Below are 25,400 nucleotides of genomic sequence, written 5' to 3' on the forward strand. Positions count from 1 at the left end.
TTTTTTTGGCCTAAACCGGTTTTTTTTACAGGCCGTCCTCATGATACTGGATCTTGTTCGCCAGCTGGATAATCTGGAACCGGTCCTGAACCTCCAGCTTGGAGTAAATAATGCTCACATGGTTACGCACCGTCTGTTCGGCGATACAGAGCTTCTCAGCAATCTGTTCGTTATCGTACCCCGTGGCGATGAGGGCAAAAATTTCCCGCTCCCGCTTGGTAAGGCTGTCGAACCATTCGAAGCGCTCGGCGATTTTTTGCATGGTAGGCCGGGTGTCGTCGTGCAGGCCCTGGATTAATTTAGTGGCGATCTGGGGAGAAATCTGCATAACCCCGCTTCGCAGGGCCCTGATGCTGGCGATGAGCTCCGTGGGTGAAATATCTTTTAATAGATAGCCCGAGGCGCCGTGGCGCAGGGCCTGGGACACATACTCATCCTGATCGTAGGTGGAAAGCATGATAACCCGCATATCCTGGTGTTTGCGAAGCAATGCCTTGGTTGCCTCAACGCCGTTCATCACCGGCATATGCACATCCATGAGTACGATCTGCGGCTTGAGCTCCAAGGCCATGGTCAGAGCCTCCTTGCCGTTTCCGGCAATCCCCACCACCTCCAGATCCTCGGCGTAGTTGGTAATAAAGGTTTTCAGGCTTTCGGCGAACAAATGCTGATCATCCACAATGAGGATGGAACTCTTCGGCTCGGAACTACTCATGCTCTCTCCAGTGTAATCCAGGCATTAGGTATTTGCAAAACTGTCCATGGAAGGTTCCAGATGCTGGCCGGGTTTTCGGGCCCGGTAGGTACTTCCTTGTTGTTCCAGGGGGATTCGAATGGTCAGGGTAAAGCCGCCTTCCGGGGCGTTCCCGGCTTTGATGCTGCCTCCCATCTCTTTAAGCCGTTCTTCCATACCCGCCAAACCGATACCCTTGGTAATCTCCTTGGCTCCCGCGCCATTATCATGAATGGTGATTATAAGATGCTCCTCATGAATCCAGAACTGCATTCCCACCTCCGTCGCCTTTCCATGGCGGATGGCGTTGGTCAGGGATTCCTGAACGATCCGGTAGAGGCTGCGGTTTAACTCGGTATCAAAGCTCAGGGGCAGATTGCCGAAGGATAGCTCCACCCGGGTACCTGTGACCTGTTGGAACACCCCGGCGATCTTATAGATCATCCGCAGACCCTTGTCGCCGTAGGGATCAACCTCCCGAAGGCGGCGCAGGGCCGTCCGTGTTTCCCGCAGCCCTTCCTGAGCCTGTTTTCGGGCAGTCATGAGGGTGGCGTGAACCCGGGAAATATCCGCATCTGGTCCGAGGCTCATGGTGGCATCCATCATGGCAATCAGGTTGGTGAAGATGTATCCGGAAATATCGTGGATCTCCCGGCTGATGCGCCGGCGCTCCCGTTCCGCAGATTGTTCATCCGCCCGGCGGGCATAGCTTTGCAGACTCAGGTTGAACTCGCTCAGGCGTTGCAGATTCGTTTCCTGCTGGTCTGTCAGTCTTTTTATGAAGTTGTACCGGCGAAGAAGTCCCCCCGCCAGAACGGAAAGCATGAGAATCACCCCGAGAAGAATCCCGAACCCCGCCCCCCCGGACCACAAGCCCGGTACTCCAGGGGATGCAACCAGCAGATTCCTTCCGAAAATCCCGTCCAACCCGCCGGGAAGACCGCCCAGCACCAGGGCCGCCGTCCCCAATAGAAACCCCCAGGGCTGGGCCGTGCAGACTCCGGCATCCACCAAAAAAATCCCCAGAAGTACGGCGGTAACCTCCAGGGCATCTGCCAGGGTATAAGCCAAGAGCACCACCAGAACCAGCCGCAGGGCTAAAACAGCCCTCAATACCGAGGCGCGCCGTATGAACCCGAGGCTTAACCCGGCGACCAGGTTTACCCCGCCGAACCCCGCCATGGTCCCCCAGAAGTACTCCGCCGCCGATGCATCCTGAAACCGGAGAAACAGCACAACCCCGACACCGAGATTGCCCAGCAGATGAACCAGGAATAGGATCCCAGGCAGCAGAGGACTGGCCTGATAAAGAATGGACCGGCCGAACATACCCTTCAACACCCCTTTATTATCACCACCCCGGTGCTAAAACACAACCGTAGTGTGCAAAAGGTTGTAAACTACGCCATATGTAGCGGAGCAATCCGAGATTTTACCCAGGGGTAGTGGGGCCGAGGTGAAACGTTACAACCTTTTGCGCACTACCGAATTCAACCCGAGAGCGCGGACCCTAGAACCCCGCAACCCTACACCCGGCTGCCCACCAGGTTTCCCGACTCGTAACGCCTCAGACCCCGGTGAAAGACCCATGCGCCGAGCAAAAAATACCCCAAACACCCCGCACTGATGGGTACCACCATAGCCCAGTTTAGCTCCAGGAATGCCTGCCGGGGCAGGTACACCACAAACCCCGCGGGAATGAGGGAGTAAAACAACCACCGCATCCCCGACCCGAAGATACCCTCGGGATACAGAGAGGCGGTCAGGAGCAGCTCACAGAGACTGCGCCCCAGGGTGCGGGCATTTCCCAGGAAAAAATTCAGACTCTCCGCCATGGAGAACACCCCGGCAAAAACCAGGGACCCCGAAAGCACCAACACCAACCCGAGGCCGTAGCGGCTGATTCCCGGTAATCCCCAGGGCCCGGCAGCAAAAGCCAGCACCACCAAGGAGAACAGCAGGTCTCCCCAGGCCGAGACAATCGACCGGCTGGTCAGCAAGTTTAGGTACACCCCCTTGGGTTGGAGCAGATACACATCTAAATCACCATTACGAATGATCTCCCCCAGATAACTGATATTCCCGAACAGAATATGCGCCAGCCCGAAGGCTCCGCTGGTAACCCCCCAGAGAAATAGAATATCCGAAAACCCGTAGCCCGCCAGAGGCCCGGTGCGTCCCAACAACACATCCCAGAACACCAAAAACGCCAGATTGTTGAGCACCATGCCGAAGACCTGGAGCAGGAAATTGCCCCGGTACTCCATGGCCCCCTTCAGATTCAGCCCCAGGGACTTGCGGAAAAGCCGCAGATAGGCCCTCATAGACACCCCGTTCCTGCCTTCGGGGTTAGGGTGATTTTCATGCCTCTGGTTCATACGCTATCCTCCGTTTAATGCAACCCGCCGGCTGCCCGCCCGGAACAGGCCCAGACAGATCAGCCCCGAAACCACAACCCATCCCGCCTGAGCTGCCAAGAGCCCCAGCATCCGCTCCTCCATTCCCGGCTGGTACACTCCCAACGCCCAGCCCGGCACATAGGCCATAGCCGGGAAGGGTGTCCACCAGGCAGCCTGGGACAGCCATTGGGGCAGAAACTCCAGGGGCACCAGGGTTCCCAGGATCAACGCGAGCTTCTGATAGATCCAATAGAAGGCCCGGTTCTCCTCCAGCCAAAAGGCCGTGAGCCCCAGGGCAGTCTGGCTAAAAAAGGCGACGAACCCGGATAAGACCAGGGCCGCAGCCGTAAACCCGCCCTTAGCAAGCCAGACCAGCCCTGGATGCATGGGCGAGCAGCAGTCGGAGACTGCGACCAGCCCCGGAGTTCCAAACTGCAGTCCCGTTATGCCCAGGGCAATGACCACCCCCAGGACTGCCAAGTACAAGACCTGGACCATAGCAGGCACCAGGAGCTGGGCAGCCTGGTAGCCCAGATAGCTGTAGGGTCGCCCCAAGGCATAGGCAATCTGGCCGGATTTAACCTCCTGAGCCTGGGTAAAAAACATCCGCCCGAAGCCGAACACCGCCAGCTCCGCAGCCAGGAAGTACCAAACCAGACTATACCGGGTGTATCCCGCCAGGGACTCACCGGGGGGAACCGCAGCACCGTAGAGCTGACTGAAGACGAATACAAAGATGGCAAAGGTGATCCCGGGCCCAAAGAACTCCCCGGGATACATCAGAGTGTTTTTCAGACTCACCAGGCCTACCTTGTTATATTTTGCCAATTTAGAGAGGCCGCGTAAGGGCTGCATGGCCTTCCTCCTCGTTCCGGCTCCGGTAAATATCGGCAATCAGGGTCTCCAGGGGTTCATCTTCAATGGTGATGTCTTCCACAGGCCCCAGGGCGGTCAGATGCCCCACCACGTCACGAACGGGAATCCGGCGGGTATCGACCTCAAACCGCGCACTGGATTCGGTACGTTTCACCGCCTCGAGGCCGGGTACCCGGATATCCAGGGGTCGGGAATAGCGTACCCCGACGATCTTTTTACCCATGGTCTGGTGCTTCAGGGTTTTGATGCTCTCATCGATGATGATGGTACCGTGATGGATAATAACCGCCCGGCGGCAGATTTTTTCCATATCTCCGATATCGTGGCTGGTTAAAAGAATGGTGGTATTGTGTTCCTTGTTCAGGGTGGATAAGAGGGTTCTGATTTCCTGCTTCACCACCACATCCAAGCCGATAGTGGGCTCGTCTAAAAAGAGGATCTCGGGCTGATGGATAAGGCTTGCAGCGATTTCGCAGCGCAGCCGCTGGCCCAAACTGAGTTTCCGTACCGGGGTATCAATAAAATCACCCAGGTCAAAAACCTCCCGCAGCTCTCCGATCCGCCTGGCAAGCACCTTGGGCTCCACCTCGTACACAGCCCCCAGGAGCTCGAAGCTGTCCGAGGCAGGCAGGTGGTACCAGAGCTGGCTCTTCTGGCCGAATACCGAGCCGATCCGGAAGGCAAGCTGCATCCGCTGACACTGGGGATCCAAGCCCAATACTCGAATATCCCCCCCGCTGGGCCGGAGGATGCCCGTGAGCATTTTAATTGTGGTGGATTTCCCGGCGCCGTTGGGCCCCAGAAATGCCAGAAACTCTCCCCGGGGAATCTCCAGGTCGATACCCCGCACCGCCCTCACCTCCCGGTACTCGGGCTTAAATAGACCCCGCACCTGGGCTGCAGCCCCTTTGGGCGGAACCCGTGTCCGGTAGGTTTTAGTTAACTGATGAATTTGAATTGCCGCTTCGTGGATATGATCCATGGGGCCCCCTCTTCAAACGGGGCCTCCCGGGGGAAGGAGCTGTAGATGCGCGGCGCGATTCCAGCCTGAGGAGGGCGATTGTAACGCCTCAAACCCCTTCGCCAGGGAGACCCGTAAGAACGAGACTCCCTCCCCGGGCTTTTCTCCCAGGGGTGTACCGCCCGACGGACGGTTGGCACCGCTCGGACCGTTCAGTTTCACCCCTATGGCAAAACCAGGAACCCTAGGCGCCCTCTCGCATTCAGCTTATCGGGAGAATAGCCCATGGTGGAGGTTTTTGCAAGGGTGGACGACCTAATAGTTACGAAGATAGTGTGCAAAAGGTCCTCACTTCCCAAGAGTTACCAAGTTCTTCTGCTCTCCGGACCCTGGAGTAGTGTTGCTCTAGGGCATCGCTACAGCCTTTTGTGCCCCGCCGTTACCGAAGGGCTTGGGGATTAAAAAACCTGGCGGGTATGACTCCAGGGAACGAAACTTCTTCCACGGTCAGCCGGGTAGTCCTCCGGGATCGGGTATCCTCCATAATAGCATTGCTGGGTAACACCTCCCCCTGGACGACCTGGATTTCCTGAACCCGGTAGGTTTTAACCCGGTTACCCGAGGACTCATACACATCGAATCCATAGATTAGCCCCGACTGCTCTCCCTTATAATACCGGCGCAGACCGTCCGGGGATTCGAAGAACTTGAAGCTCTCAGCCTGGTACGTCTGCAAGTGAGAAAACTCCGGGGGCAGAGCGGCTGATTCCTTGGGTACAGGATTCAGAACGGGAAGAATGATGTCCGTATTCTCCACTGCAGAGCTAAAAAGCGCCTCACCCTGGGAGCTTTGAGGCAGTCGTCGCAACCCCGAACTTGTCCTGACCCATTGCTCGGGCTGCCCAGCCTGGCGACCGAGGCTGAGGAACTGCAGATTACGGAGAAAGGTTGGGTTTTCTACCCGGGTGTATACATCCGTTATTCCTGCCTCGGTTCTGCTGTACAGCACTACGGTGCGATTGGTCTCCCTCCCCGCTTCCATGGTGGAGAATTCAATAGAGAGCTGGATAAACGGTCTCGTACCAAAAAGCGCTTCCTGGGAATACCCTAAGGCGCCATAGACTATTAAAATAGTAATCATTACTAATAATAATTTTTTCACATTATTGCTCCTAAATCTCTACAATAACCAACAGGCTGTGGTATACTCAAATATTATACCCTCGCTGGTATTACACATTCTACACAAGGAGCTAAGAATGAACAGAAGAACTTCAGTAGTACTCTCATTCTTATTCATTGCTTTGGCGCTGGTCTTTACCGCCTGCCCGCTGGAGCCATTCCCAGAACCCGATCCCACCGAGGATCCTACCGAAAATCCAACAGAGCCAAGTCTAACAGCCTACCAGGCTCAGGTGGTTAAGACTCTGACCCAAAATCTGACCCCTACCCTTACGGAAGCCCAGGTTTCTGTTCTTTCTGAGGCAGGTCAAGCAGCTTTGCTTTCTGAGGATCTATCCGGAAGCAACGATCCGGATCTGGTCATTCCCACGGCCTTGGATGCCATATTAGGCAGCCAGGGACTGGGTTCGAATAGCCTCGGGGCTGGCCAATCCGCTATAGAAGCCGCCCACGGCATTATTGCGGAAAACAGTATGGTAGCGGCAGCCCTTGAACCATCGAATTTTCTGGGGAACCGGATTGGCAGCCGTTCAGCCGCTGCAGTCCGCCCTCCTATGCGGGCCATCACTGGGGACCTAAACAACCTCTTCAAAGAGATTGCAAAGAAAGTTCATGCCAGCCTGAATACCCTCCCTCTGGACGATGCTGCTGAAGAACGGGCGGCCGCCCAAGCCTCCGACGGCATGGTTACCATTCTGGGCGACAACGGTCTGGCCCTGAACACAGCCCAAATGCAGGAAGTAGTAGAGAATCTTGCTCAGGGAATGTTAGAGGGAATTGCAGCCATCTCCAACAACGCGAGTCCCGGACAGGTTCAAAAACTCATCAAGCAAACAGTACGGGCAGCCAGCGCTGCTGTAGGATCCATCGATAACAGCGACCTGGAAACCGACGGCAAACAAAACGGCCTCCTGGTCAAGGCCATTTCTCGGGGCGCCAGCAGAGGAAACCAGAATTTTACTGGGGTTCCAACTGATTCGGTTACCTCGGAAATTGCCAAGGGAGCCGCTTCCGGCTCTGCGGCCATCTCCCGGGCGGGAGGACGACAGAACATCCTGATAAGTACCCAGGAAATAATCGGCCAGGTTGCATCGGGTATCTCCGAGGTCATGGCCAATACCTCCACCACCGCCCAGACTATTTTGAAAACCACCATTGCCGCAGTGGCCACTGTTATCGCTGAAGAACCCGGTGCCATCGGTGAGTCCCTATCAGATATATCCCAGACGGTTTCCACCAAGGTTTCCGAGGCTGTATCCAAGGTCATCAACGTCCCGGTAACCGACCTAGTGGAAGCAGCAAAAACAGCGTTGAAGGAAGCCGATCCCACCATTAATACAGACTCCCTAGATACCCTTCTGGTGGAGAGTGTAAACAGCGGGGTTGCATTGGCCCAAAACCATGCTCCTACGGTGAGTATCACACCCCCCTCGGCCCAATTTATAACCGGCGAGACTGTTTCTGTGAGCGCCACTATTTCAGATGTAGACGGGAACGACCTTCAGGTCCGCTGGAGTCTGACTGCCTATCCGGGGGTTGTACCGCCGGTTCTGAGCTACCCCGACGGGGGAAGCGTATCCTTCCTGGCTACCAAGGAGGGAACCTACACCCTCCAGCTCATGGTCACCGACGGAATGGCTGATCCGGTGTACGCCTCCACATCATTTTCTGTTGCAGAGGATCCGAATCCCTCACCCTTGGATGAAACTGGTATCGATCAGGCCTGGGACAGCATTATCGGACACCTCCGGTACAATGTTTCAGGAGAATCCCAGGATACGTGGGTATTCCCCGATATCGCCGCCGCCCTGAGCGAGCTGGATTCCCTCCTAATTACCAATCCCGAGGTCGGTAAAGCCGCAGCCCTCAAGGCCCTGCTAACCCTGACCACGGTGTTTGTGGATCCCAATACCCAGGAACTTCTAGAGCAGTTCGGGGTGCAGAACTATCCCACAACCATGGCCGGACTGACCGGGTATGTAAAAACGGTTGTTTTTGAAGCTGCCACCATGGCAAATCCGATAACAGGTTTCGCCATCGACGGCCAGTCCGATCTGGACGGGGATGGTGTAGTGGACTTCGAAGAACAGTTCATCGCCTTCCTGAAGAACGCCCGGTCCAACTCCATGCCCACCGCAGCTGTTAGTTCTCTATCCAAGGCCTTGGGAACTACCCTGGCAGCAGTTACCGAGACACTGGACAGCTTCTCCACCGATCAACTGGCTGACAATCCTGCCTACACCATCGCCATCAGCTACGACTGGGTTTTTGCCACCGCCGATGAGGCCCTGAACTCGGGCTGGCCATCCATGGACGGGCAGACCCCCATGGACTTTGTCCTGGGCATCCCCGAACTGCAGCTGCTCCAGGCCCAGCTGGAGATCCTCAATAGCATGGTTACCATGACCAGAGCATACAGGCTCGGCATCAACCGTTCAGCCTACCAGGCATACCTGGATTACTTCCGTGCCGAACAGGAACAGTTCATCCTGCCCGAGGGGAGCCAGGCTCCGGACCCCTACGATTACCTGGATTCCATCGGACAGAGCCCCTTTACCGCCGAGTCCTTTACCCTGAGTTCCACCGGGTTAGCGGATCTTGCCCTGGCGAAGAACCTTCTCGTCTCAGCCTTCCAAAAGGTTGAATCAGCCATGGCGGCCTTGGCTCAACGCAGCTCGGCCGACGGGGATGCCTACACCGTGCAACCCGACTCGGTGTTCTTGAGCATGATTGACTCAACATACACCCCCCAGGACTTCACGAATATGTTTACCAGCCACTCCATCCTGGGTAAGAAGGTAGCTGCCAGCCTTGTGAATCCCGATACCGGACTAGCAGTACCTGCGGAACTGTTCACATCCTTCGAGGATTACAGCTGGAAATCCCAGGACTGGGAAACCGGGGAGTATTATACGAGCGAAAGTACCGTGTACAGCCTCCCCAGGGGAGAGACGGCGGCCTACAGCTACTACGCCGATGAAAGCAACTGGCCAACCGCTCCTGAATGGGCTACCTCGACAGGTACTTTTTATGATTCCGACGGATCAGTAACCGGTGGATCTGAGTATACTTTTTTACACACCCCCTACATCTTTCCGGGGAAATACTTTGAGGCACCCTTCAGCGGCCTGTCGGCCTTCTTCGAGCTGGATGTGAACCTTGAACCCCTCTTCTACACCTTCGATGAGGGTAGCCAAACCTGGATCCAAGAAACCGGGACCTTTGATCCTGCCAAGAGCTACTACACCCGGATGCCCGACGCAAGTTTCGGGGGAGCCCTAACCTATGGTGACTTTGTAGATCCGTCCCTACCTGAAGGCAGTCAGTACGTTGTTCAAGAAAACGGAAAGATCCGGATCTATTCCTGGAGCTCGGATTCTTCAACTGGGAACAGTATGACCCCCCAGGGTGAAGAGTTTAAAGTCGGCATAGATCGTTACCGATCCACGGGCAGCTACTTCCTCTCCCCGAGAACGCTCCCCCAACGGGTAGTTCTCGCCGGATTTGATGACTCCGGACGCTTCACCGATCTAGCTGCCTACCTATCCCTCTCCGGACTCGACGGATATGCAGGCGGGCGGTATGAGATACTCAACAGCTCCAACTACAGTATTAATGACGCCATGGGGATGATTGAGAACGGCCAGGCAGAGCTGGTGGTAATTCCCCGGGGTCAGAACACCGCTACAATCCGGTATCAATGGGAGATATTCAATTCTGAAACGCCGATTGAAGTAGAGCATACCATCGCAACTACAGAACTAGGTACGGAGTACAGTTTCGATCCTTCGGTCGTATGGAAAATTTCAACATCCACGGCTTGGGTCCCCGATCTGGGAACCACCACCCCCTACTTCAGCGGGTCTCCCTCGAGTATTCAGCCCTACATGAACACCTTGTTGACCTCTGATACGGGCTACTGGGGGGAACTACCCGTACAGTGGGACGATCTGGATATGTCATTGCCCGCCGAGGCCATTACCCTGGTACTGCCCCCTGAGACATCCCCCAACTACCAGTACATTATCGACAAGCTGCCCAACCTCGGTGATGCAACCTGGGTAGAAGATATGGGCATCACTCTCGTACACGCAAGCTCTGCTTCCGAAGTGTATGCCCATGCAATAACCCTGGAAGGGGCAAGCGCAGTGGTCAATATGGGGTATCGATCTGTAAATCTGCAGTTTTACACCGATTTTCCACAAACCTATGAAGGCGACTGGGATGAGGCATACTATCGAACCCTGGGGGTTCATGCCGAGGAGTATACGGTATTCGGCGGGTATCCCTATCCCGTTGCGGATGACTTGGATGACTACCTAAGAACCGATGCCTACGGCTTTGAGGAATAGGCAGATAGTGCTGATATAACGTCAGTAATTCTAAGCCCGGGGTTTTGGCCCCGGGCTTTTTTTAGCGCATCACGGGGTAAAGATGGTTTTTTGCAGGTAGTCCTGGAGGATTCGGGCGATGGCGTGGGAGGCGTTTTTGAACTCCATGGCCTCCAGGCGGGTTTTAGCATCGTCCAGGATGTGGGGGTTTTTTAGGATCTTTTTGAGGTGACGGACAAAACCCCGGGGTGAGGGGGTGAACCAGCCTACCTTCTGGCGCTGAACAAAGCGGATGTTCTCCCATTCGTGGCCGGCTACGAAGTCAAAGAGAAAGACGGGTTTTTTAAGAAAGACCGCTTCAAACACACTGGCCGGTCCTGCCTTGGCAGCCACCACATCCGAGACTGCTATTAGCTCGTTCATATTGGATACGAATCCCAGGGGTATGAGGTTCAGGGTTCGACAGGACGGCTGCCAGGTGTGCAACTCGGCCTTCAGCTCCTCATTTTTCGCACAGATTACCAGGGCGTTCAGGGGAAGGTCTGCCTTAACCAGGGCTTTGGCAAAGGCCCGGAGCTTGCCCTGCCCTTCTGCACCGGAGCTGATGATCAGGGTCGGTTTGGTATCCTGGATGCCCAGATCCTTCTTAAGAGCAGTCAAATCACCGGGAATATCAAAAAAACTGGGGCGGACCGGATAGCCGGCCAGAATCACCTGATCAGCGCTCATACCCCGATGTACGGCGCGGTCCCGGACACGTTCGGAACCTACCACCATGAGATCAACCTCGGGCCAGAACCCGGTGGAGGTCAGGTGGAAGGGTTCGACAAAAAAATGCACGATGGGGAAGGTCAGATCGGGATTCCGGCGTTTGGCCTCGATCGCCACGGCTGCATTCAGAAAATGGGTGGCCACGAACATATCCACGGGGTTCTCCAGGAACCACTTCTCCGCAGCATCCACGAACTGCTCGGCCCATTTCAGGACGCCGAAGCGCATGATGGCTCCGAAAAAATCCTGAAGGGCGTAGCCGACCCGGGTAAGCAGGGGTTTACGAAGCATGTTCTGCCACATCTTTTTATGTTCGGCATCAAAATGCAGAGCACCCACCGCCCGGGCGAAATCCAGTACCTGTATATCGTAAGTATCTTGACTCTGAAGCTGTAAGCTCTCAGCAATTGCCAGGGCGGTACTCTTATGGCCGCCGCCCGCCTCGATCATCGCGAAAATGATCTTTTTTTTCATGGTATCCTCGAGACCCTATTCCCCGAAGGGAATTCTGGTTGGTATTGCAGATCACCGGGTGTACGGGAATGTACCATCCCGATCATCTCAATGGACAAAAGATAGTACCAATGCAAGATCGGGGTCAAATAGAATTATCCCGATCCCATGGAACTGGGTTCCCCGGATTGTTGCTTGTAACAATACGCCGGGACCGGGATGTTACCCCGATTCTCTATTGGTATACCAGTGTTCGGTTAAAATCTGATGATTTCAAAAAAAACAGCGGCTTTTTCCGATTTTCGGGGGTAATAGGGCAACCGGCGGGAATTTGCACCGATTAGTGCAATAGGCAGGCACCCCAGCTCGGGAACCCGGGATTTCCACCGGGACGGGTTTTTGGCTTCGGGCACCGGATTATGATTATAACACCAATGCAATATCCAGCCGGGCTGTGAAAAACCGGGAATAGTATGCCAGGGGATGGGCGTCATGGGCAAAGATGAAGGGAATGGAGAGAAGCACCTCGAGCCCTTCTGGGCCGGTGTAGCCGATCTGGGCTAGGGCTGCGGCTCCCTGTACCTCGGGGTAGCGGGTAAGATCATACAAGCTGCCGGCCCGCATGATGAATCCCCGGGGAGAGGTGTAGTCCGCGGCAATCATGAGGGTACGGGAGAAATCAGGTATATCAACCTGCTCGGGGTCGCCGAAATAGTGGAATAGCCCTAGTTCCCCGGTAATCCAGAATCCGGGCCAGGGGGTGTTCCAAAGGAATCCGCCCGCATGGGTTAACTGGGCTGCTTGCACAACCTCGGTTTCCAAGCGAAGGAGGGTTTCATCAAGTACCGGCTCGGATACCCGTAAGGCATTGGGGCTCATGGATCCCTCCCAGTACACCTGGAGCGCGCCATGGGTAAGACGGAATCCGGTGTCGATAAAATCAGCGCGGTGAAGGTATTGGGTCAGGTTCACCTTGGGCTGGTTTGGGTTTGAGATATCCAGAGCCGGACGGTACTGAAAACGGTTGTTCCAGCCGGAATACCACCTGAGGAACCATTCCAGATCCCGGTACCGGGTGGACAGGTCCAGTCCGAAGGAAAGATCATCGGAATGAATCCGGGGATCGCTGTAGGAGTATTCCTGGTCATGGAACTCAGGTTCGGGTTGGTACACGACTAATAGATTCGGTGCATCGAATTCCTCCCGATACCTATCAAACTGGTCGGCAGGGTACCAGGGCGAATCGATGGAAGGCCGGAAAGCCGGGGGGCGCAGGGGATCCACCCAGAGCCTGACGGTCAGGGGGCCATGGTACAGATCGGTACCGATACGGAGCCGGGGGAAAAGTGTCTCGGCGTTCCCGGACAGTAGGGCATCCATGCCCTGGCGGGTGATGTCGGTGTACTTATTATGAACAGCCGGTTGGGTACCGGAGCTATAAAACCCCGAATCCTGACCGTATTCGAGCCAGAAGGCAGTAAAATCACCTAGAAAAAGGGTTCCAAGGGTTCGGGACAGGCTAAGCTGGGGCATGGTTGAGCCTTGGTAGGTAACCTTGTTATTTACCGGATTGTACTGAAGAATGGGAACTTGCGCGGTAAGCCTGGCTTCGAAGCTGGCGAAATCCGAGTAGCCGAGCAGATCGACGTCGAGTCCCGCCCGGGGATAGAGCACCGTGGGATCGGTTTCGGCTTGATCCTCGACGGGAATTTTCGGATTAGGCACCGGGGAAAAGAGCTCACCGGAAGCCCACAGGCGGGGGCTCAGACTGGTTTGACCGGGGAGGTGATGGGCTGCCATGAGCCCTATGAGAAGTAATACCACCAGGGGTGGTACGCGGAAACCGGTGATCAAGGAACGGAGGAGTTCGCTAAAAAAAGGGGGCAGTCCCGGGGTTTTCATGGCTGTGATTGTATCAGCCTTGATCCGGAACTGCCATTCTTTTTCTTTTTGGCGGGATTTACGCGCCAGGGATTTTCTCCTGGGGAAGGACGATGGTTTGGTACACCCGGGAGGCTGCCAGGGCACAGATGCCGAAAAGCACTACATACCCCAGTGAAAGGCCGATAAAGGCTCCCCAGACCGAGAGGCCCAGAACAGACTCTAACACCCGAAGAGCGAAGGCGGTATGAACACCCCCTACCAGGAGGGGCAGGTAGAATCCCGGTATTATTTCCGCCCTAACAATAGCCCGTATCTGGGATACAGAAACGCCGATTTTCTGCATGAGAATGAAGCGATGTCGGGCGGTGTAGGCATCGGTTATGCTCCGGAAGAACACTAACCCTGCATTTCCTGCAAACACCACCAGGGCCATAAACAGTATGATAAAAAAATACAGGCCCACATACCGGTAGAACTCATCCATCCCAAGACTCAGGGAGAAGTACTCCCCATCAATCCACTCCTGGGAGAACCGTTGCTCCATGACCCGGTCCACCTTCCGCAGAGCCTTGATTCCCTCGGGGTCTTCTCCCGTCTGTACTGCCGCGGCACCTGCTGGAACGGCCTGGATTGTAGCAACATACTTGTTTGTTCGAAAAAACCCGTTCTCCGTCAGAACCTGGTAATCGGCATCTGACATAACCGCCAGGGTAGACCCGAGAATCCATTGAGGTAAGAGTTGTTTGGTTATAACCATGGAGGGGTCTAGGGGAAGCGCATCCTGCCATGCCAGGGTTTCAATGAACCTTTGAACCCGTCCCAGGACCTCGGGCGGCAGGGTTCCCGGGGAGGCAGGCTGATCGGATGGGGGCCGTGTATAGAACAACAGGGTGCCTCGAGGGATGGGAGGAAGCGTGCCGCCTTGAACCGAGAGAAGGTTTTCAATCTGACTGCGGGAAACGATCCAGGCAGCGGATTCCGGGCTGTCTGGGAATTGGCTTGCGGGAGAGGAGAATTCCAGGATTTGAGTGGATAGGTTCGGCTGCATGGCAGTCTCGGGAATTTCCTGAGGCCCGGGAACATCGGAATCCCCAGAAATCTCAAAGGCTATGTCAACCTGAGAGAGCCTTGTCATCTGTTCCCGCACCGAGGTAGCATCGCTGTAGAAGACCAGCAGCACCCCGATACCGGTAATAGCGATGGCATTCATGACTGCGACGGTAGCCAACACCAGACCGTAATTTTTACGGCGAAACATGAGGTTTCCCCCAGCGCTTATCAGCACGGGATCCCCTAGAGTATTCCCCCTGCGGCGGTACCAGGAAGCCAGGGCGACATGGATACCCTGAAAGACGAGAAAGGTTCCCACTATAGTTATACCGACCACGGGAAGGAAAAGCTGTAAGATGGTGTCCATGGTAACTCGGGTACTGAGGACATATCCAATGGTTACCAACCCAACGCCGAGGACCGAGAGGAATTTCGGGGGACGGGGGCGGCCTTGCATGCTCCGCTGGCTATGAAAGAGGGTTCTTACCGGCGTCAAGAGGGCAGTGATGAATGATAGAATACCGGCTATAAGAAAAAATGGGAGGAAGACGGCTGTTACCTCAAAGAATCCGGTGAGGCTATGTCCAATGGTAATGACTCCCGGGATTCCGGTAAGGGATTGAAAGATCACGAGGAAGAACCGGCTGAGCAACACGCCTCCACCCAGACCGATCGCCGAAGCGAGAAGTCCCACAGCAACCTGCTCGCCTAAAATGATCCCGAATAGGACCGGTCTGGACATCCCGTGGAGGCGGTACAAGGCGAACTCCCGCTTCCGCTGGCCGGTAAAAATAATGGTGCCGTACCAGAGAAAAACCGCACTAAACACGGCAACTATAACGGCGGATCCCCGGAAGAGCCCCTCTAACCGGAGATTTTCGTCAATCTGCGAGGTAACCTCCGGGCTGGAAAAAACAATTGCGAATATGTAATACACCATGATTGCTATGGCTGCGCTGAAGGCGTAGGTACTGTACTGTCCGATGCGGCGTCTAAAGGAAGCCCAGGTTAGGGCAGCTATACTGGCATTTCTGGGCATTAGACTACCCCCTGTTCCAAGGTGGTCAACATGGCGATAATCCGGTTAAAAAATACCTGGCGTAGATCCTCGCTGCCCTGGGAGAGGGTTTCCCTCGGCTGGCTTGACCGGGTTACCTCGCTGAAGAGTCGTCCGTCCTTTATGCAGATAACACGATCGCCGAAGCTGGCCACTAGGGGATCATGGGTTACCAGGAGAATGGTTGAGTGATACCGATCTTTGAGAATCTGTATTCGGTTTAGGAGATCCCGGGCGTTTTTTGAATCCAAGGCTCCGGTGGGCTCATCTGCCAGAATCAGGGCCGGGTTTCCTACCAATGCTCTGGCCACCGCAGCCCGTTGGGCCTGCCCTCCAGACACCTCCACTGGATACCTGTCCAGGATATCAGCGATACCCAGATCCTCAGCGATCTGCCGGACCCGGTCGCGGCGGGTTTTTTTGTCCAGGGAAGATTGCAGGGTCAGGGGCAACATGATGTTCTCGGCCACGCTGAGGGTCTCCAGCAAACTGCTTTCCTGGAATATAAAACCAAGTTCTGTAGTACGGAACGCCGACAACTCACTACCCCGAAGGTCATGAACCTGCCGATTCCTGATCCGAATTTCTCCGGAGTCAGCCCGGTCGATGGTAGCCAGGCAGTTTAACAGGGTGGATTTCCCTGCCCCGGAGGGTCCCATAAGGGCGGTAAAGCTTCCCTTTTCCAGTTCAAGACTGACTCCCTGAAGAGCCGGGGTACTTACCCCGCTTTGTTTTGCCCGGTACGTTTTTACGAGATCTCGAATTTCTACTAGTGCCATAGGTGCTCCTTCCTCTCGGAAATCTACCACCCCGGACGCTTGAACATCCCCACTCCATCCTTACAAACCCGGGGAATAATCTTACAATTGTGTCACCTGGATGTCGGAGCAGGCCCATGGACACCGTAGAATCCTCCGTCTAAGGGTAGCTCCAGGGTTAATCGGAAGATTTGGGGGGATTCCAATGTCATGGTAACGCCGATATTCATTGCCTTTGCCATACGTTTCAAGAGGTACAAGCCGATCCCGCTGGATTGGGGTACACCGGCGTCATGGTGATCCATTTCCTGTTTGGCTCCCTCGGACAGCCGTTCAGAGGTGGTGCGGTCCGCCCAGCCGGTGTATCCCCAGCGACCCAGGCGCGGAAGATCTGATGTAGTGAGATTTGGTGCAGTATTCCTCACGGTGATGCCGGCAGTATCGGCATTGCGGGAGTACCGTATTTCCACCCCAATGGGCTGACCCGGGGGGCTGTACTTTACGGCGTTTATGAGAACCTGGTCTACCATAAAGGAGAACCACTTGGCGTCCACCAAACACCCCGGAAGCTGGGGGCTGTTCAGCTCTTCAGTTTCAGCGAAATCAAGTCCATCCAGGAATTGCGAAAAAGTCACCCGGATGGACTTAGGAATGCATTCCTTTACCCGGCGCCGGATTGCCGCCCGCACCAGATGTTCCGGGTTCACCGGCCGAATGAGAAAGTCCTCATGCAAACTCCGGCTTCGCAGAGCAAAAAGGGCTTGATCGCTTTTTTGAATTGCCCGGATGAGCTCCTGCTCCAGGGGCTGCTTGAATTCCGGGGGCAGATTGCTGAGCCCCAGAGATAAGGTGGAGAGGGGCTGCTTCAAATCATGGATTAACCGCGCTTGGACGGCGGTGTACTCCTGGTGAGCCAAGACCTGATGGTTCATTCGGGCATTGAAATCATCCTGGAGTCTTTCTAATCCCCGGATGGCCAAGCTCTCCGGAGGGGTACACACAAGGTCTAGGATTCCCGGGCTGCTGGTCTTTCCCGAAGCCGCATCTGCCCGGGAGAGATTGAATCGCTGGAGGATCTGAAGGTTTATCCGGTAGCGTAAGATAAGGGCCAGAACTATACCGAAGAGTGAAACGCCGCCGCTCAGGAGCGGGGCATACAGCAATACCGGATGTAGTTCGACGGTTTCTGCAAGCAGCAGGAGGTAAAGAGCACCAAGTCCATGCCCAAACAGAACGGCCAGGGCAACCACAAAAAACCAGGGTTTCATACCAACCGGTACCCTTCGCCCTTACAGGTTTCCACCCGAGATCCTCGGTATCCCAGATGTTCTAACCGCCGCCGGAGCCGGGCAACGTTCACTGTCAGGGTATTATCATCCACATACGCATCCCGCTTCCAGAGTGCCTCAATGAGGGCATCCCGGGATACTACCCCGCCCTGAGCCTCCATCAGGGCTTGTAGTATCCGAGCCTCGTTTCTGCTGAGTTGGACGGGTGTGTCCAGATGGGAATCGTGATAAAGGTAGTCACCCGCAAGGTTTAACCTGAGGTCCGCCCAGGATAAGATTCCCGGTGCCGTCTCCGCCAACTCGTAGCTTCGCCGGAGCAATGCCTGAACCTTGGCGAGAAGTACCGGGAATTCGAAGGGCTTGGGAATATAGTCATCGCCTCCCACCGAAAGCCCATGTACCACATCCATGGAGGAATCCCGGGAGCTAAGAAACAGGACAGGGGCGGTGGTTTGCCCCCGAATTTGATTACATGCCCAGTATCCATCCGGTCCAGGAAGGTTCACATCCAGAAGAAACAAATGGAACTGGCGATGTGTACATTGGGCAACCAGATCCTTTGCCTGAGAAAAGCACTCTACCTGGTACCCGTATTCCGAGAAAAGGCTCCGGAGGTGTTCAGCTAGGGCACCATCATCCTCCAGAATCGCTAGACGGTACTTCATTGCACCCCACCCAAGGCCATCCGGGCGAGTTCCAGGGCGCGTTGAGGGTGTTGGGCGTGGAGATCGTGAAGTCCTCCGGGCTCGATAATACTCCTGCCCCGGGGAAGGGCCCGGAGCACGGGTTCCAGATATTCGGGAGAAAAATACACGTCCCGATCGCCCTGCCAAAGGGTTACCGGAACCTTGAGCCCGGCAATCTCATTAAGCAGGCTATACCGGGGATTCATGATGTAGCTGGCGGTATGGCTGCGGATACTGTGCCAGAGAATGGATGCTCGCTCCGGGCCGTGCATGGCGGTAAAATAGTCCTGGTAGGCAGCCGGCAATTCCTGAAAGTCGCAGAGCAGCCAGGTTGCCTTGGATGCCAGGGCCCGGTCCGAGTAGAGGCCGGGAGCCTCTGCGAATATCCCCCCCACCCTGCCGGGATTCCGGGCAGCGTAGCCCAGAGCAATGGCGCCTCCCAGGCAATGCCCCCAGAGCAGGACCTGCTCCCCGGGAGCCGCATGGGTCTGTACGATCTCTGCCAGCTCCTCAATTCCGTCTTCCACGGTGTCCTGGGGAATGGACTGGGCTACCGCCCGGGGGTCCCCGGGATCCACCGGGGGATGGAGACTTACGACCCAGTCCTGTTCGGGTTTAGCCAGGGGAATACCCGGATCGTAGCCCCTCCGGTGGAAGGCCAGGGGACGGAAATCCCGGGCAAGCTCGGGAAGCAGGGGCAGCCAGGTCCGGGCATTTTCGAATCCGTTATGGAGCAAAATGAGTAAGGGGGTCATGGGTTTTCATAGTATACCCCGCTCCGGGGCTTGTAAACGGAATCGAGGATGGACAGGCTTTGTGGGGTGAAAAAGGTTGCAAACTACACCTATGCAGCGGAACAAACCGGAAAGCGATCCAGGGATAGGGTCGCCGGGGCAAAGGGGTACTTAGTGCGCAAAAGCTTGTAACTTTCCCAGTTCACTACGCTACCTCTGGAGCCTGAATCCGGGCAACCCCGCTATATCCGGTGTAGTTTACAACCTTTTGCGCACTATCAAAGGGGTACCGGCCATTGCGCTCTCTCGGAACGCCTGCCCCTCGTTATGCCGCCAGCGCTACCCCAAGGCCGGATACCCGGTTATTTCGCCCCGGTTATTTTGCCTCGGGTTATTTTGCCCTCTCTGCCAGCCAGTCCGCCAGGGCCTGGGGCGTAAAACCGATCTTTTCGGCCACAACCTCACCGGGAGCAGAGGCACAGTAGCTATCAATCCCGTAGGTGTTTCCGGGAATAATGTAAGCATGCCAGCTCATGCCGCGGCTGGCTTCCACGGCGACCCGCCGGTCCAAGGGTCCGAAAAGAGCCTGCTGCTCCTGGGAAGACCATGATCCGACAAGCTCAAGGCTGAGGATGGACACCACTCGTATGTTTAGCCCCAGGAGTTTGGCCGACTCCAAGGATAGAGACACCTCGCTCCCCGTGGCCAACACGGTAAGATCCGGGCTGCCGGAACCTGTCTGGTGCACCTGGTATGCGCCCCGGCGGGCCAGTTCCAACCAGCCCTCGGGTTTGGGATAGACCTCCAGGTTCTGGCGGGTCATGAGCAGGGATACCGGCTTATCCCGGATCTCCAGGGCGATCTGCCAGGCTGCAATACATTCCTGGGCGTCCCCGGGGCGGATCAACACATGGTCTATAATCGCCCGGAGAGAACAGATGTGTTCGATGGGCTGGTGGGTGGGGCCGTCTTCACCGACGTAGAAGGAATCGTGGGTGAAGACGTAAATCGGTGCGATTTTTGAAAGAGCGGCCAGGCGGATGGAGGGCCGGAGATAGTCGGAAAAGGTTAAAAAGGTTGAGCCGAAGGGGCGCAGCCGACCCGAGGCGGCCAGACCGTTCATGATCCCGGCCATGGCGTGCTCCCGGACGCCGAAATGCAGATTCCGGCCCTGGGGGTTCTGGGGGGAAAAGTCCTCGTATTCCGTCAGGGTTGTATTGGTGGAGGGGCTTAGGTCGGCGCTGCCGCCCAAAAGACCGGGATAGGCCTGGGCTACAGCCTGCATTACCGCCCCGTTGGCCTTCCGGGTGGCGATGCTCTTTCCTGGTTCAAAATCCGGCCAGGCTACCTCTGCCTGGGGGATTTGGCTATCAAGACTCCGGTATTCCCTGGCAAGTTCAGGGTAGGCCTCTGCCCAGGCGGTTAACCGGGCATTCCAATCATCCCAACTGGCTTTCCAGCCCCCCTGAAGAGACTGAATGTGGGAACTCACCTTTGCAGAAACCTGAAACTCACCTGCGGGATCAAAGCCCAGCTTGGTTTTCATTTTTGCAACAGCCTCGGCACCCAGGGGAGCACCATGAACCTTATGGCTGCCCTCCAGGCCCTCCGCACCCTTGCCGATGATGGAGGGTAGCACGATAAGGCTCGGCCGGGTCGTAACCGCCTTAGCCTGGTCAACCGCCCGCAGGATGGAGGTGGAATCGTAAGGATCAGCCTCCAGGACCTGCCAGCCGTAGGCACGGAAGCGGTCCGCCACGGACTCGCTGAAGGCAAGCTCCGTAGAACCCTCGATGGTAATTGCATTGGAATCGTAGAAGCAGATGAGCCTACCGAGACCAAGGTGGCCTGCCAGGGATGCAGCCTCGCTGGTAATGCCCTCCATCATACAACCGTCCCCGACCAAGACGTAGGTATGGTAGGAGAAGATCTCGTGACCGGGCCGGTTGTACCGGGCAGCCAGATGCTCCTGCTCCATGGCCATGCCCACGGCGTTGCTCAGCCCCTGTCCAAGGGGGCCCGTGGTGGTTTCAACCCCGGGGGTAACCCCGAATTCCGGATGCCCCGGGGTCTTGGAGCCGTACTGCCGGAACTGGGTCAGCTCCTCCATGGAAAGCTCATAGCCGCAGAGATGCAGAATGGAGTACAGAAGCATGGAACCGTGCCCTGCGCTCAAGACAAACCGGTCCCGTCCTGCCCACTGGGGGTCACCGGGGTAGTGGTGCAGCACCCGGGTATACAGGGTAGCAGCCAGCTCCGCCATCCCCAGGGGCAAGCCGGGGTGTCCGGAATTCGCCCTCTGAACCGCATCCGCCGACAGTACGCGGATATTTGCCGCCAGCCGTCCGATCTCTTCTATCTGAATCTCTCCCATGGTCGTTCCCCTTCTATGTTTGCGTGATCCGTAACGTCTATACCTTTGTAGGTCCTATCTTATCCGCCTTACTTCCGGAACCAATACACACAACTGGCGATGCATATACCATATTGACGTTTCAGGTACATATTTAAGGTGATTCCCATGCCCGACATCCCGAAATACCTCGGGCTACCCGGAAGGAGAATATCCTGTACCAAATCCCCGGGATGGTGCTACACTTTTACCATGACTATCCAGCGTGGCTTTTCAGAGGCAATCAAACCGGGAATAACCGAGGTATTCTGGCTCACCGCCCAGCGGTCAGATTTTGAATCCGACCGGGATCGGGAGATCTACTACAACCGCTGGGCCGGAGGATACCTTGAGCATTACCCCCAGTGGGTATATACCGCTCAGGAAGACGGCGTGGTGTTGGGATATCTCCTCGGCTGCCCGGACAGCACCCAAGCCCTGTCCGTCCTGGACTTTCCGGGCCTAGACCTGTTCACCTCATTTTTCGCCGACTACCCTGCCCACCTGCACATCAACGTGCATCCCCAGGGCCAGGGTAAGGGCATCGGCCGGAAACTCATTGAGGCCTACTGCCGGGATTTGAAGCATGAGGGAGTCCCCGGGGTGCATCTGATTACCACCGCCGAGGCGAAAAACCCCGGCTTCTACCGGGCTGTGGGATTTACCTTCGAACACCCCAAGCCCGGCAAGGGGTACACCCTGCTGTTCATGGGAAGATCCCTGGCTGAGGTGTAGCCTACCCAGGCCGATGATCCAAAAAAACCCCGGGCAGAAAACCCGGAGTGGGAATTCCACCGGACAGCAGTGCAGCTTCCCGGTGGTGTTCGGTTAGGTTGGTGTCCCCCGGGGTAATCCGACTGGTGCCTGCCGAGCCCCGAAACTCGGGAACGTCGGAGCCCGGAACCTCAGAGCATGGTGGTATCGGAACCCCGGCACTCGGTCAAGGATTCCCCCCGGCTGCCTCGACAACCGCATAATACGCCGGCTTGGGACTATGATCCTCGGCAAAGAGCAGGGGCCAGTTTTTCCTACCGCTGACCGGGAAATTATCCAGCCAGGTTTTATCATCCGCTACCCCCCAGAAGGTCACGTTGCTGACGTACTGGGAATTGTTGACCAGGGTTTGGAATATCTCCCTGTACCGGTCGGCTTGCAGCTCCAGGATCTCCGGGGTGGGTTCCTTGAGGCGGGTAGCCCGGTCCTCATGCCGGTAGACCGAGACGTCTAATTCGGTAATCTGTACATCCAGTCCCAGGGCTGCAAAGCGCTGGATTCCCCGTTCCAGGGTCCGGGAGTCGGGGAAGTAGATGTTCCAGTGACCCTGGAATCCGATACCGTCGATGGGAACCCCCTTTTCCAGAAGCCCGGAGAGCAGGGTGTAGATCTTATCCTGTTTAGCCGGATCCAGTACGCTGTAGTCGTTGTAGTAGAGTTTTGCATCGGGCATGATCCGTTTCGCTAATCGGAAGGCCTCTTCGATGTAATCCTCCCCGAGAATCTCCAGGTAGGGGGACGGCCGAAGGAACTCCCCGGGAGCATCAGAAATGGCCTCGTTCACCACATCCCAGGCATAGACCACATCGCCGTACCGGTCTTGCATCCGGGTGAAATGATCCTCCAGGCGCTCCAGGAGTACCTCGGGGCTGGCCTGGGCCCCCATGCTGGAAAAGAACCAGCCCGGGGTCTGTTGATGCCATACCAGGGTGTGGCCTCGCATGCCCATACCGTGTTCCCGGGCAAGGTTGGCGATCTCATCGGCGCCGTAGGGTATCCACGAGCCCATTCTCGGGTGGATGACCATGGGCTTCATTTCATTTTCTGCCGTAAGGCTTCCGAAGTGTTTCACAATTAGTTCCCGAGACCCGAGAACTGTAGAGGAATTAACCGCGCCGCCGATGGTAAAATGTTCGGAAAACACCCCATTCAGACCGCCGGAACCGGCCTGGGACGCCGATGGGGAGGCTTCCTGGGTTGCACAGCCCATCATGGATGAGGCCAGGAGCAAAATCACCCCAAACACCACCCACACCTGGGCTACCGGACAGGGGGCGACACCCCGGGGTTTCCTGCACGCTCGTAACCAGGTTCCGTGCTCCCGGTTGGTCTTGGGGCGAGATCCGCCCCGAGGGGTTTGGTTAGTCATGGTCTTCCTCCTGGTAGGTTAGGTAGTCAAAGTCGGCGGTAAAGGAACGGCCGCTGAGGTCGAAACATCCCAGGCCGAGGAAGGTCCCCGTAAAGCCCATGGGATGGGCGTACTCGTCGGATAGTTTTGAGGCATCCAATTCGGGGCCGATGGTCTGCCAGGCTGAACCGTCCTGACTCCATTCGAATTGCAGGGTTCGGTAATCCATTCGGACCGCTAGCCATAGTTGGGATCCGTCGACCGGTACCTCCTGTTCCGCCAAGGGCAGGTTGATACGCTGTTGATCGAAGACAATGATTCCCAGGCTCTGACCGCCCTGTCCATCGCCCTGTATGCGGAGAATGTACTGGGTGGCTTCATCGTAACGGACCACTAAACCGGCGAATTGCTGAAAATCCTCGGGTACTGCACTGAGTTTGGTTTCTCCCCGCCAGCGGAAGCTCTGGGCCCGCCGGGCCAGGAGACTCTGGCGGAACCGGCTGGTGGGGCTTTCGGCGCCGGTTAACCGAAGCCAACCGGGTCTGGAACGGATGTCGTAGCGATCATCTGCGGGAATGCGCAGGGTTTGCAGCTCTTTGGACCAGCCCGGGGCGTTGAAATCCTCCTGCCATATCCGGGGGTGAATCTGAACCCCGTCGGGTTGGTAGATTCCGGGTTGCCTGGTGCTTTTTTTGGCTGTGTTGGCGAGGCCGGGGCGCTGGGAAAACTCTACGGTTGTCCGGGAGCCAGGTTCGTCCGGCCAGGGCCAGGCGTCCTCGCGCCAGGTTAGACGCTGAAGAGCGGTTTCCCGACCCAGGGGACAATGCTGAGTGCCCGGCAGGGGCCGTCCGCAGAGATGCGCCAGGATCCATTCATCGCCCTGCCAGGGAACCATACTGCCGTGGCCTGCCTTTTGAAGCCCCGGGAACAGAAAGGGGGTTTCATCCCTGGCTTCTTTTCTTGCTTCCCTGAAGCCCTGGCGGTCCCGTACTGAGCTGAGCAAGGGGGTCTGGGGGTGGAGTTCGTAGGGGCCGGTCAGGCTTTTACTCCGGGCGAGGGTGACGGCGTGGGCGTACTCGGTGCCGCCTTCGGCGGTCATGAGGTAATAATAATCGCCCCGCTTATAGAGATGGGGCGCTTCGGTAACCCCGATGGACGTACCGCTGAAAATATTGGATCGCGGGCCCACCAGACGCCGGCGGCGGTGGTCGTATTCCTGAAGAACGATGCCTGCAAAGCTGTTATGACCCGGCCGGTAATCCCATACCTGGTTTAGCAGGTATTTTTTCCCGTCCTCATCGTGGAAGAGACTCGGGTCAAAACCGCTGGAGTTCAGGTATATGGGCTCGCTCCAGGGGCCCTGGATGTCCGGAGCGGTAACCAGATAGTTATGGGTGTCCTTGAATCCGTTTCCGTGGTCCGGGGGGGAACCAGCCCAGTTCTTCACATCCGTGTAGATGAGCCAGAACTGTCCCTCGGCATGGGTTAGACAGGGTGCCCAGATCCCCCCGGAGGACGGATTTCCCGCCATATCCAGCTGACTCCTGCGCTGGAGGGGCCTGGACGCCAAGGTCCAGGTCTCCAGGTTCCGGCTATGGTAGACCAACACCCCGGGGAACCACTGGAAGGTGCTTACGGCGATGTAGAAATCCTCCCCTACCCTGCAAATGGAAGGATCAGGGTTGAATCCCCGGAGGATTGGATTATGTATGGTCGGCATGT

At 56.4% G+C, this 25,400-nt stretch carries 18 protein-coding genes; 2 read left to right on the plus strand and 16 right to left on the minus strand.

Going from position 1 to position 25,400, the window contains the following annotated elements; all coding sequences use genetic code 11:
• Positions 1-25: 25 nt before the first annotated feature.
• From DC28_RS11845 to DC28_RS11870, 6 genes are all read right to left on the minus strand, one after another.
• Entirely contained in the window at positions 26-715 is a 690-nt protein-coding gene (locus tag DC28_RS11845) for a response regulator (RefSeq protein WP_037548913.1), read from the minus strand.
• A gap of 24 nt (positions 716-739) precedes the next feature.
• On the minus strand, positions 740-2,074 hold the full coding sequence (locus DC28_RS11850; protein WP_156104673.1) for a sensor histidine kinase: 1,335 nt from the start codon (positions 2,072-2,074) through the stop codon (positions 740-742).
• A gap of 185 nt (positions 2,075-2,259) precedes the next feature.
• Positions 2,260-3,111, minus strand: coding sequence for an ABC transporter permease (locus DC28_RS11855; RefSeq protein ID WP_052078830.1), 852 nt, complete (start codon positions 3,109-3,111; stop codon positions 2,260-2,262).
• A gap of 3 nt (positions 3,112-3,114) precedes the next feature.
• Positions 3,115-3,987, minus strand: coding sequence for an ABC transporter permease (locus DC28_RS11860; RefSeq protein ID WP_037548916.1), 873 nt, complete (start codon positions 3,985-3,987; stop codon positions 3,115-3,117).
• Positions 3,962-4,990, minus strand: a complete 1,029-nt coding sequence (locus DC28_RS11865) for an ABC transporter ATP-binding protein (RefSeq protein ID WP_037548919.1) — start codon at positions 4,988-4,990, stop codon at positions 3,962-3,964. The genes DC28_RS11860 and DC28_RS11865 overlap by 26 nt, the downstream gene beginning before the upstream one ends.
• Positions 4,991-5,408: 418 nt before the next feature.
• On the minus strand, positions 5,409-6,131 hold the full coding sequence (locus DC28_RS11870; protein ID WP_156104674.1) for an outer membrane lipoprotein-sorting protein: 723 nt from the start codon (positions 6,129-6,131) through the stop codon (positions 5,409-5,411).
• A 97-nt stretch (positions 6,132-6,228) separates the two neighbouring features.
• Between DC28_RS11870 and DC28_RS11875 the strand changes: the two genes are divergently transcribed.
• The gene (locus tag DC28_RS11875; RefSeq protein ID WP_037548924.1) at positions 6,229-10,503 is read left to right on the plus strand and encodes a PKD domain-containing protein; all 4,275 of its coding nucleotides are present in this window, start codon (positions 6,229-6,231) and stop codon (positions 10,501-10,503) included.
• A 69-nt stretch (positions 10,504-10,572) separates the two neighbouring features.
• Here the strand turns inward: DC28_RS11875 and DC28_RS11880 are convergent, their stop codons facing one another.
• From DC28_RS11880 to tkt, 8 genes are all read right to left on the minus strand, one after another.
• A complete protein-coding gene (locus tag DC28_RS11880; RefSeq protein WP_037548927.1) occupies positions 10,573-11,727 on the minus strand; it encodes a glycosyltransferase in 1,155 nt (384 codons plus the stop codon).
• 402 nt (positions 11,728-12,129) lie between these two features.
• Entirely contained in the window at positions 12,130-13,608 is a 1,479-nt protein-coding gene (locus DC28_RS11890) for a hypothetical protein (protein ID WP_037548933.1), read from the minus strand.
• A 58-nt stretch (positions 13,609-13,666) separates the two neighbouring features.
• Entirely contained in the window at positions 13,667-15,679 is a 2,013-nt protein-coding gene (locus DC28_RS11895; protein ID WP_037548935.1) for an FtsX-like permease family protein, read from the minus strand.
• A complete protein-coding gene (locus DC28_RS11900; protein ID WP_037548937.1) occupies positions 15,679-16,476 on the minus strand; it encodes an ABC transporter ATP-binding protein in 798 nt (265 codons plus the stop codon). Before DC28_RS11900 ends, DC28_RS11895 begins: the two co-directional genes overlap by 1 nt.
• Before the next feature lie 92 nt (positions 16,477-16,568).
• Complete coding sequence (locus DC28_RS11905; protein ID WP_037548940.1) at positions 16,569-17,723, minus strand: sensor histidine kinase; 1,155 nt, start codon at positions 17,721-17,723, stop codon at positions 16,569-16,571.
• Positions 17,720-18,409, minus strand: a complete 690-nt coding sequence (locus DC28_RS11910; RefSeq protein WP_037548943.1) for a response regulator transcription factor — start codon at positions 18,407-18,409, stop codon at positions 17,720-17,722. Before DC28_RS11910 ends, DC28_RS11905 begins: the two co-directional genes overlap by 4 nt.
• Positions 18,406-19,185 (minus strand): alpha/beta fold hydrolase, encoded by a 780-nt coding sequence (locus tag DC28_RS11915; RefSeq protein ID WP_037548944.1) that lies wholly within the window; start codon positions 19,183-19,185, stop codon positions 18,406-18,408. The genes DC28_RS11910 and DC28_RS11915 overlap by 4 nt, the downstream gene beginning before the upstream one ends.
• Positions 19,186-19,555: 370 nt before the next feature.
• Positions 19,556-21,538: a transketolase gene (tkt, locus tag DC28_RS11920; RefSeq protein ID WP_037548946.1), complete on the minus strand. Its 1,983-nt coding sequence runs from the start codon at positions 21,536-21,538 to the stop codon at positions 19,556-19,558.
• A 231-nt stretch (positions 21,539-21,769) separates the two neighbouring features.
• On the opposite strand from tkt, the gene DC28_RS15765 reads away from it, so the two are divergent.
• Positions 21,770-22,291 carry a GNAT family N-acetyltransferase gene (locus DC28_RS15765; protein ID WP_193382282.1) on the plus strand — a complete coding sequence of 174 codons (522 nt, stop codon included), beginning with the start codon at positions 21,770-21,772 and terminating at the stop codon, positions 22,289-22,291.
• A 205-nt stretch (positions 22,292-22,496) separates the two neighbouring features.
• On the opposite strand, the gene DC28_RS11930 is transcribed toward DC28_RS15765, so the two are convergent.
• Positions 22,497-23,699, minus strand: coding sequence for an endo-1,4-beta-xylanase (locus DC28_RS11930; RefSeq protein ID WP_202962974.1), 1,203 nt, complete (start codon positions 23,697-23,699; stop codon positions 22,497-22,499).
• The gene (locus tag DC28_RS11935) at positions 23,692-25,398 is read right to left on the minus strand and encodes a glycoside hydrolase family 43 protein (RefSeq protein ID WP_037548948.1); all 1,707 of its coding nucleotides are present in this window, start codon (positions 25,396-25,398) and stop codon (positions 23,692-23,694) included. Before DC28_RS11935 ends, DC28_RS11930 begins: the two co-directional genes overlap by 8 nt.
• Positions 25,399-25,400: the final 2 nt, after the last annotated feature.

This window comes from Spirochaeta lutea, assembly GCF_000758165.1.
GTDB lineage: Bacteria > Spirochaetota > Spirochaetia > DSM-27196 > Salinispiraceae > Spirochaeta_D > Spirochaeta_D lutea.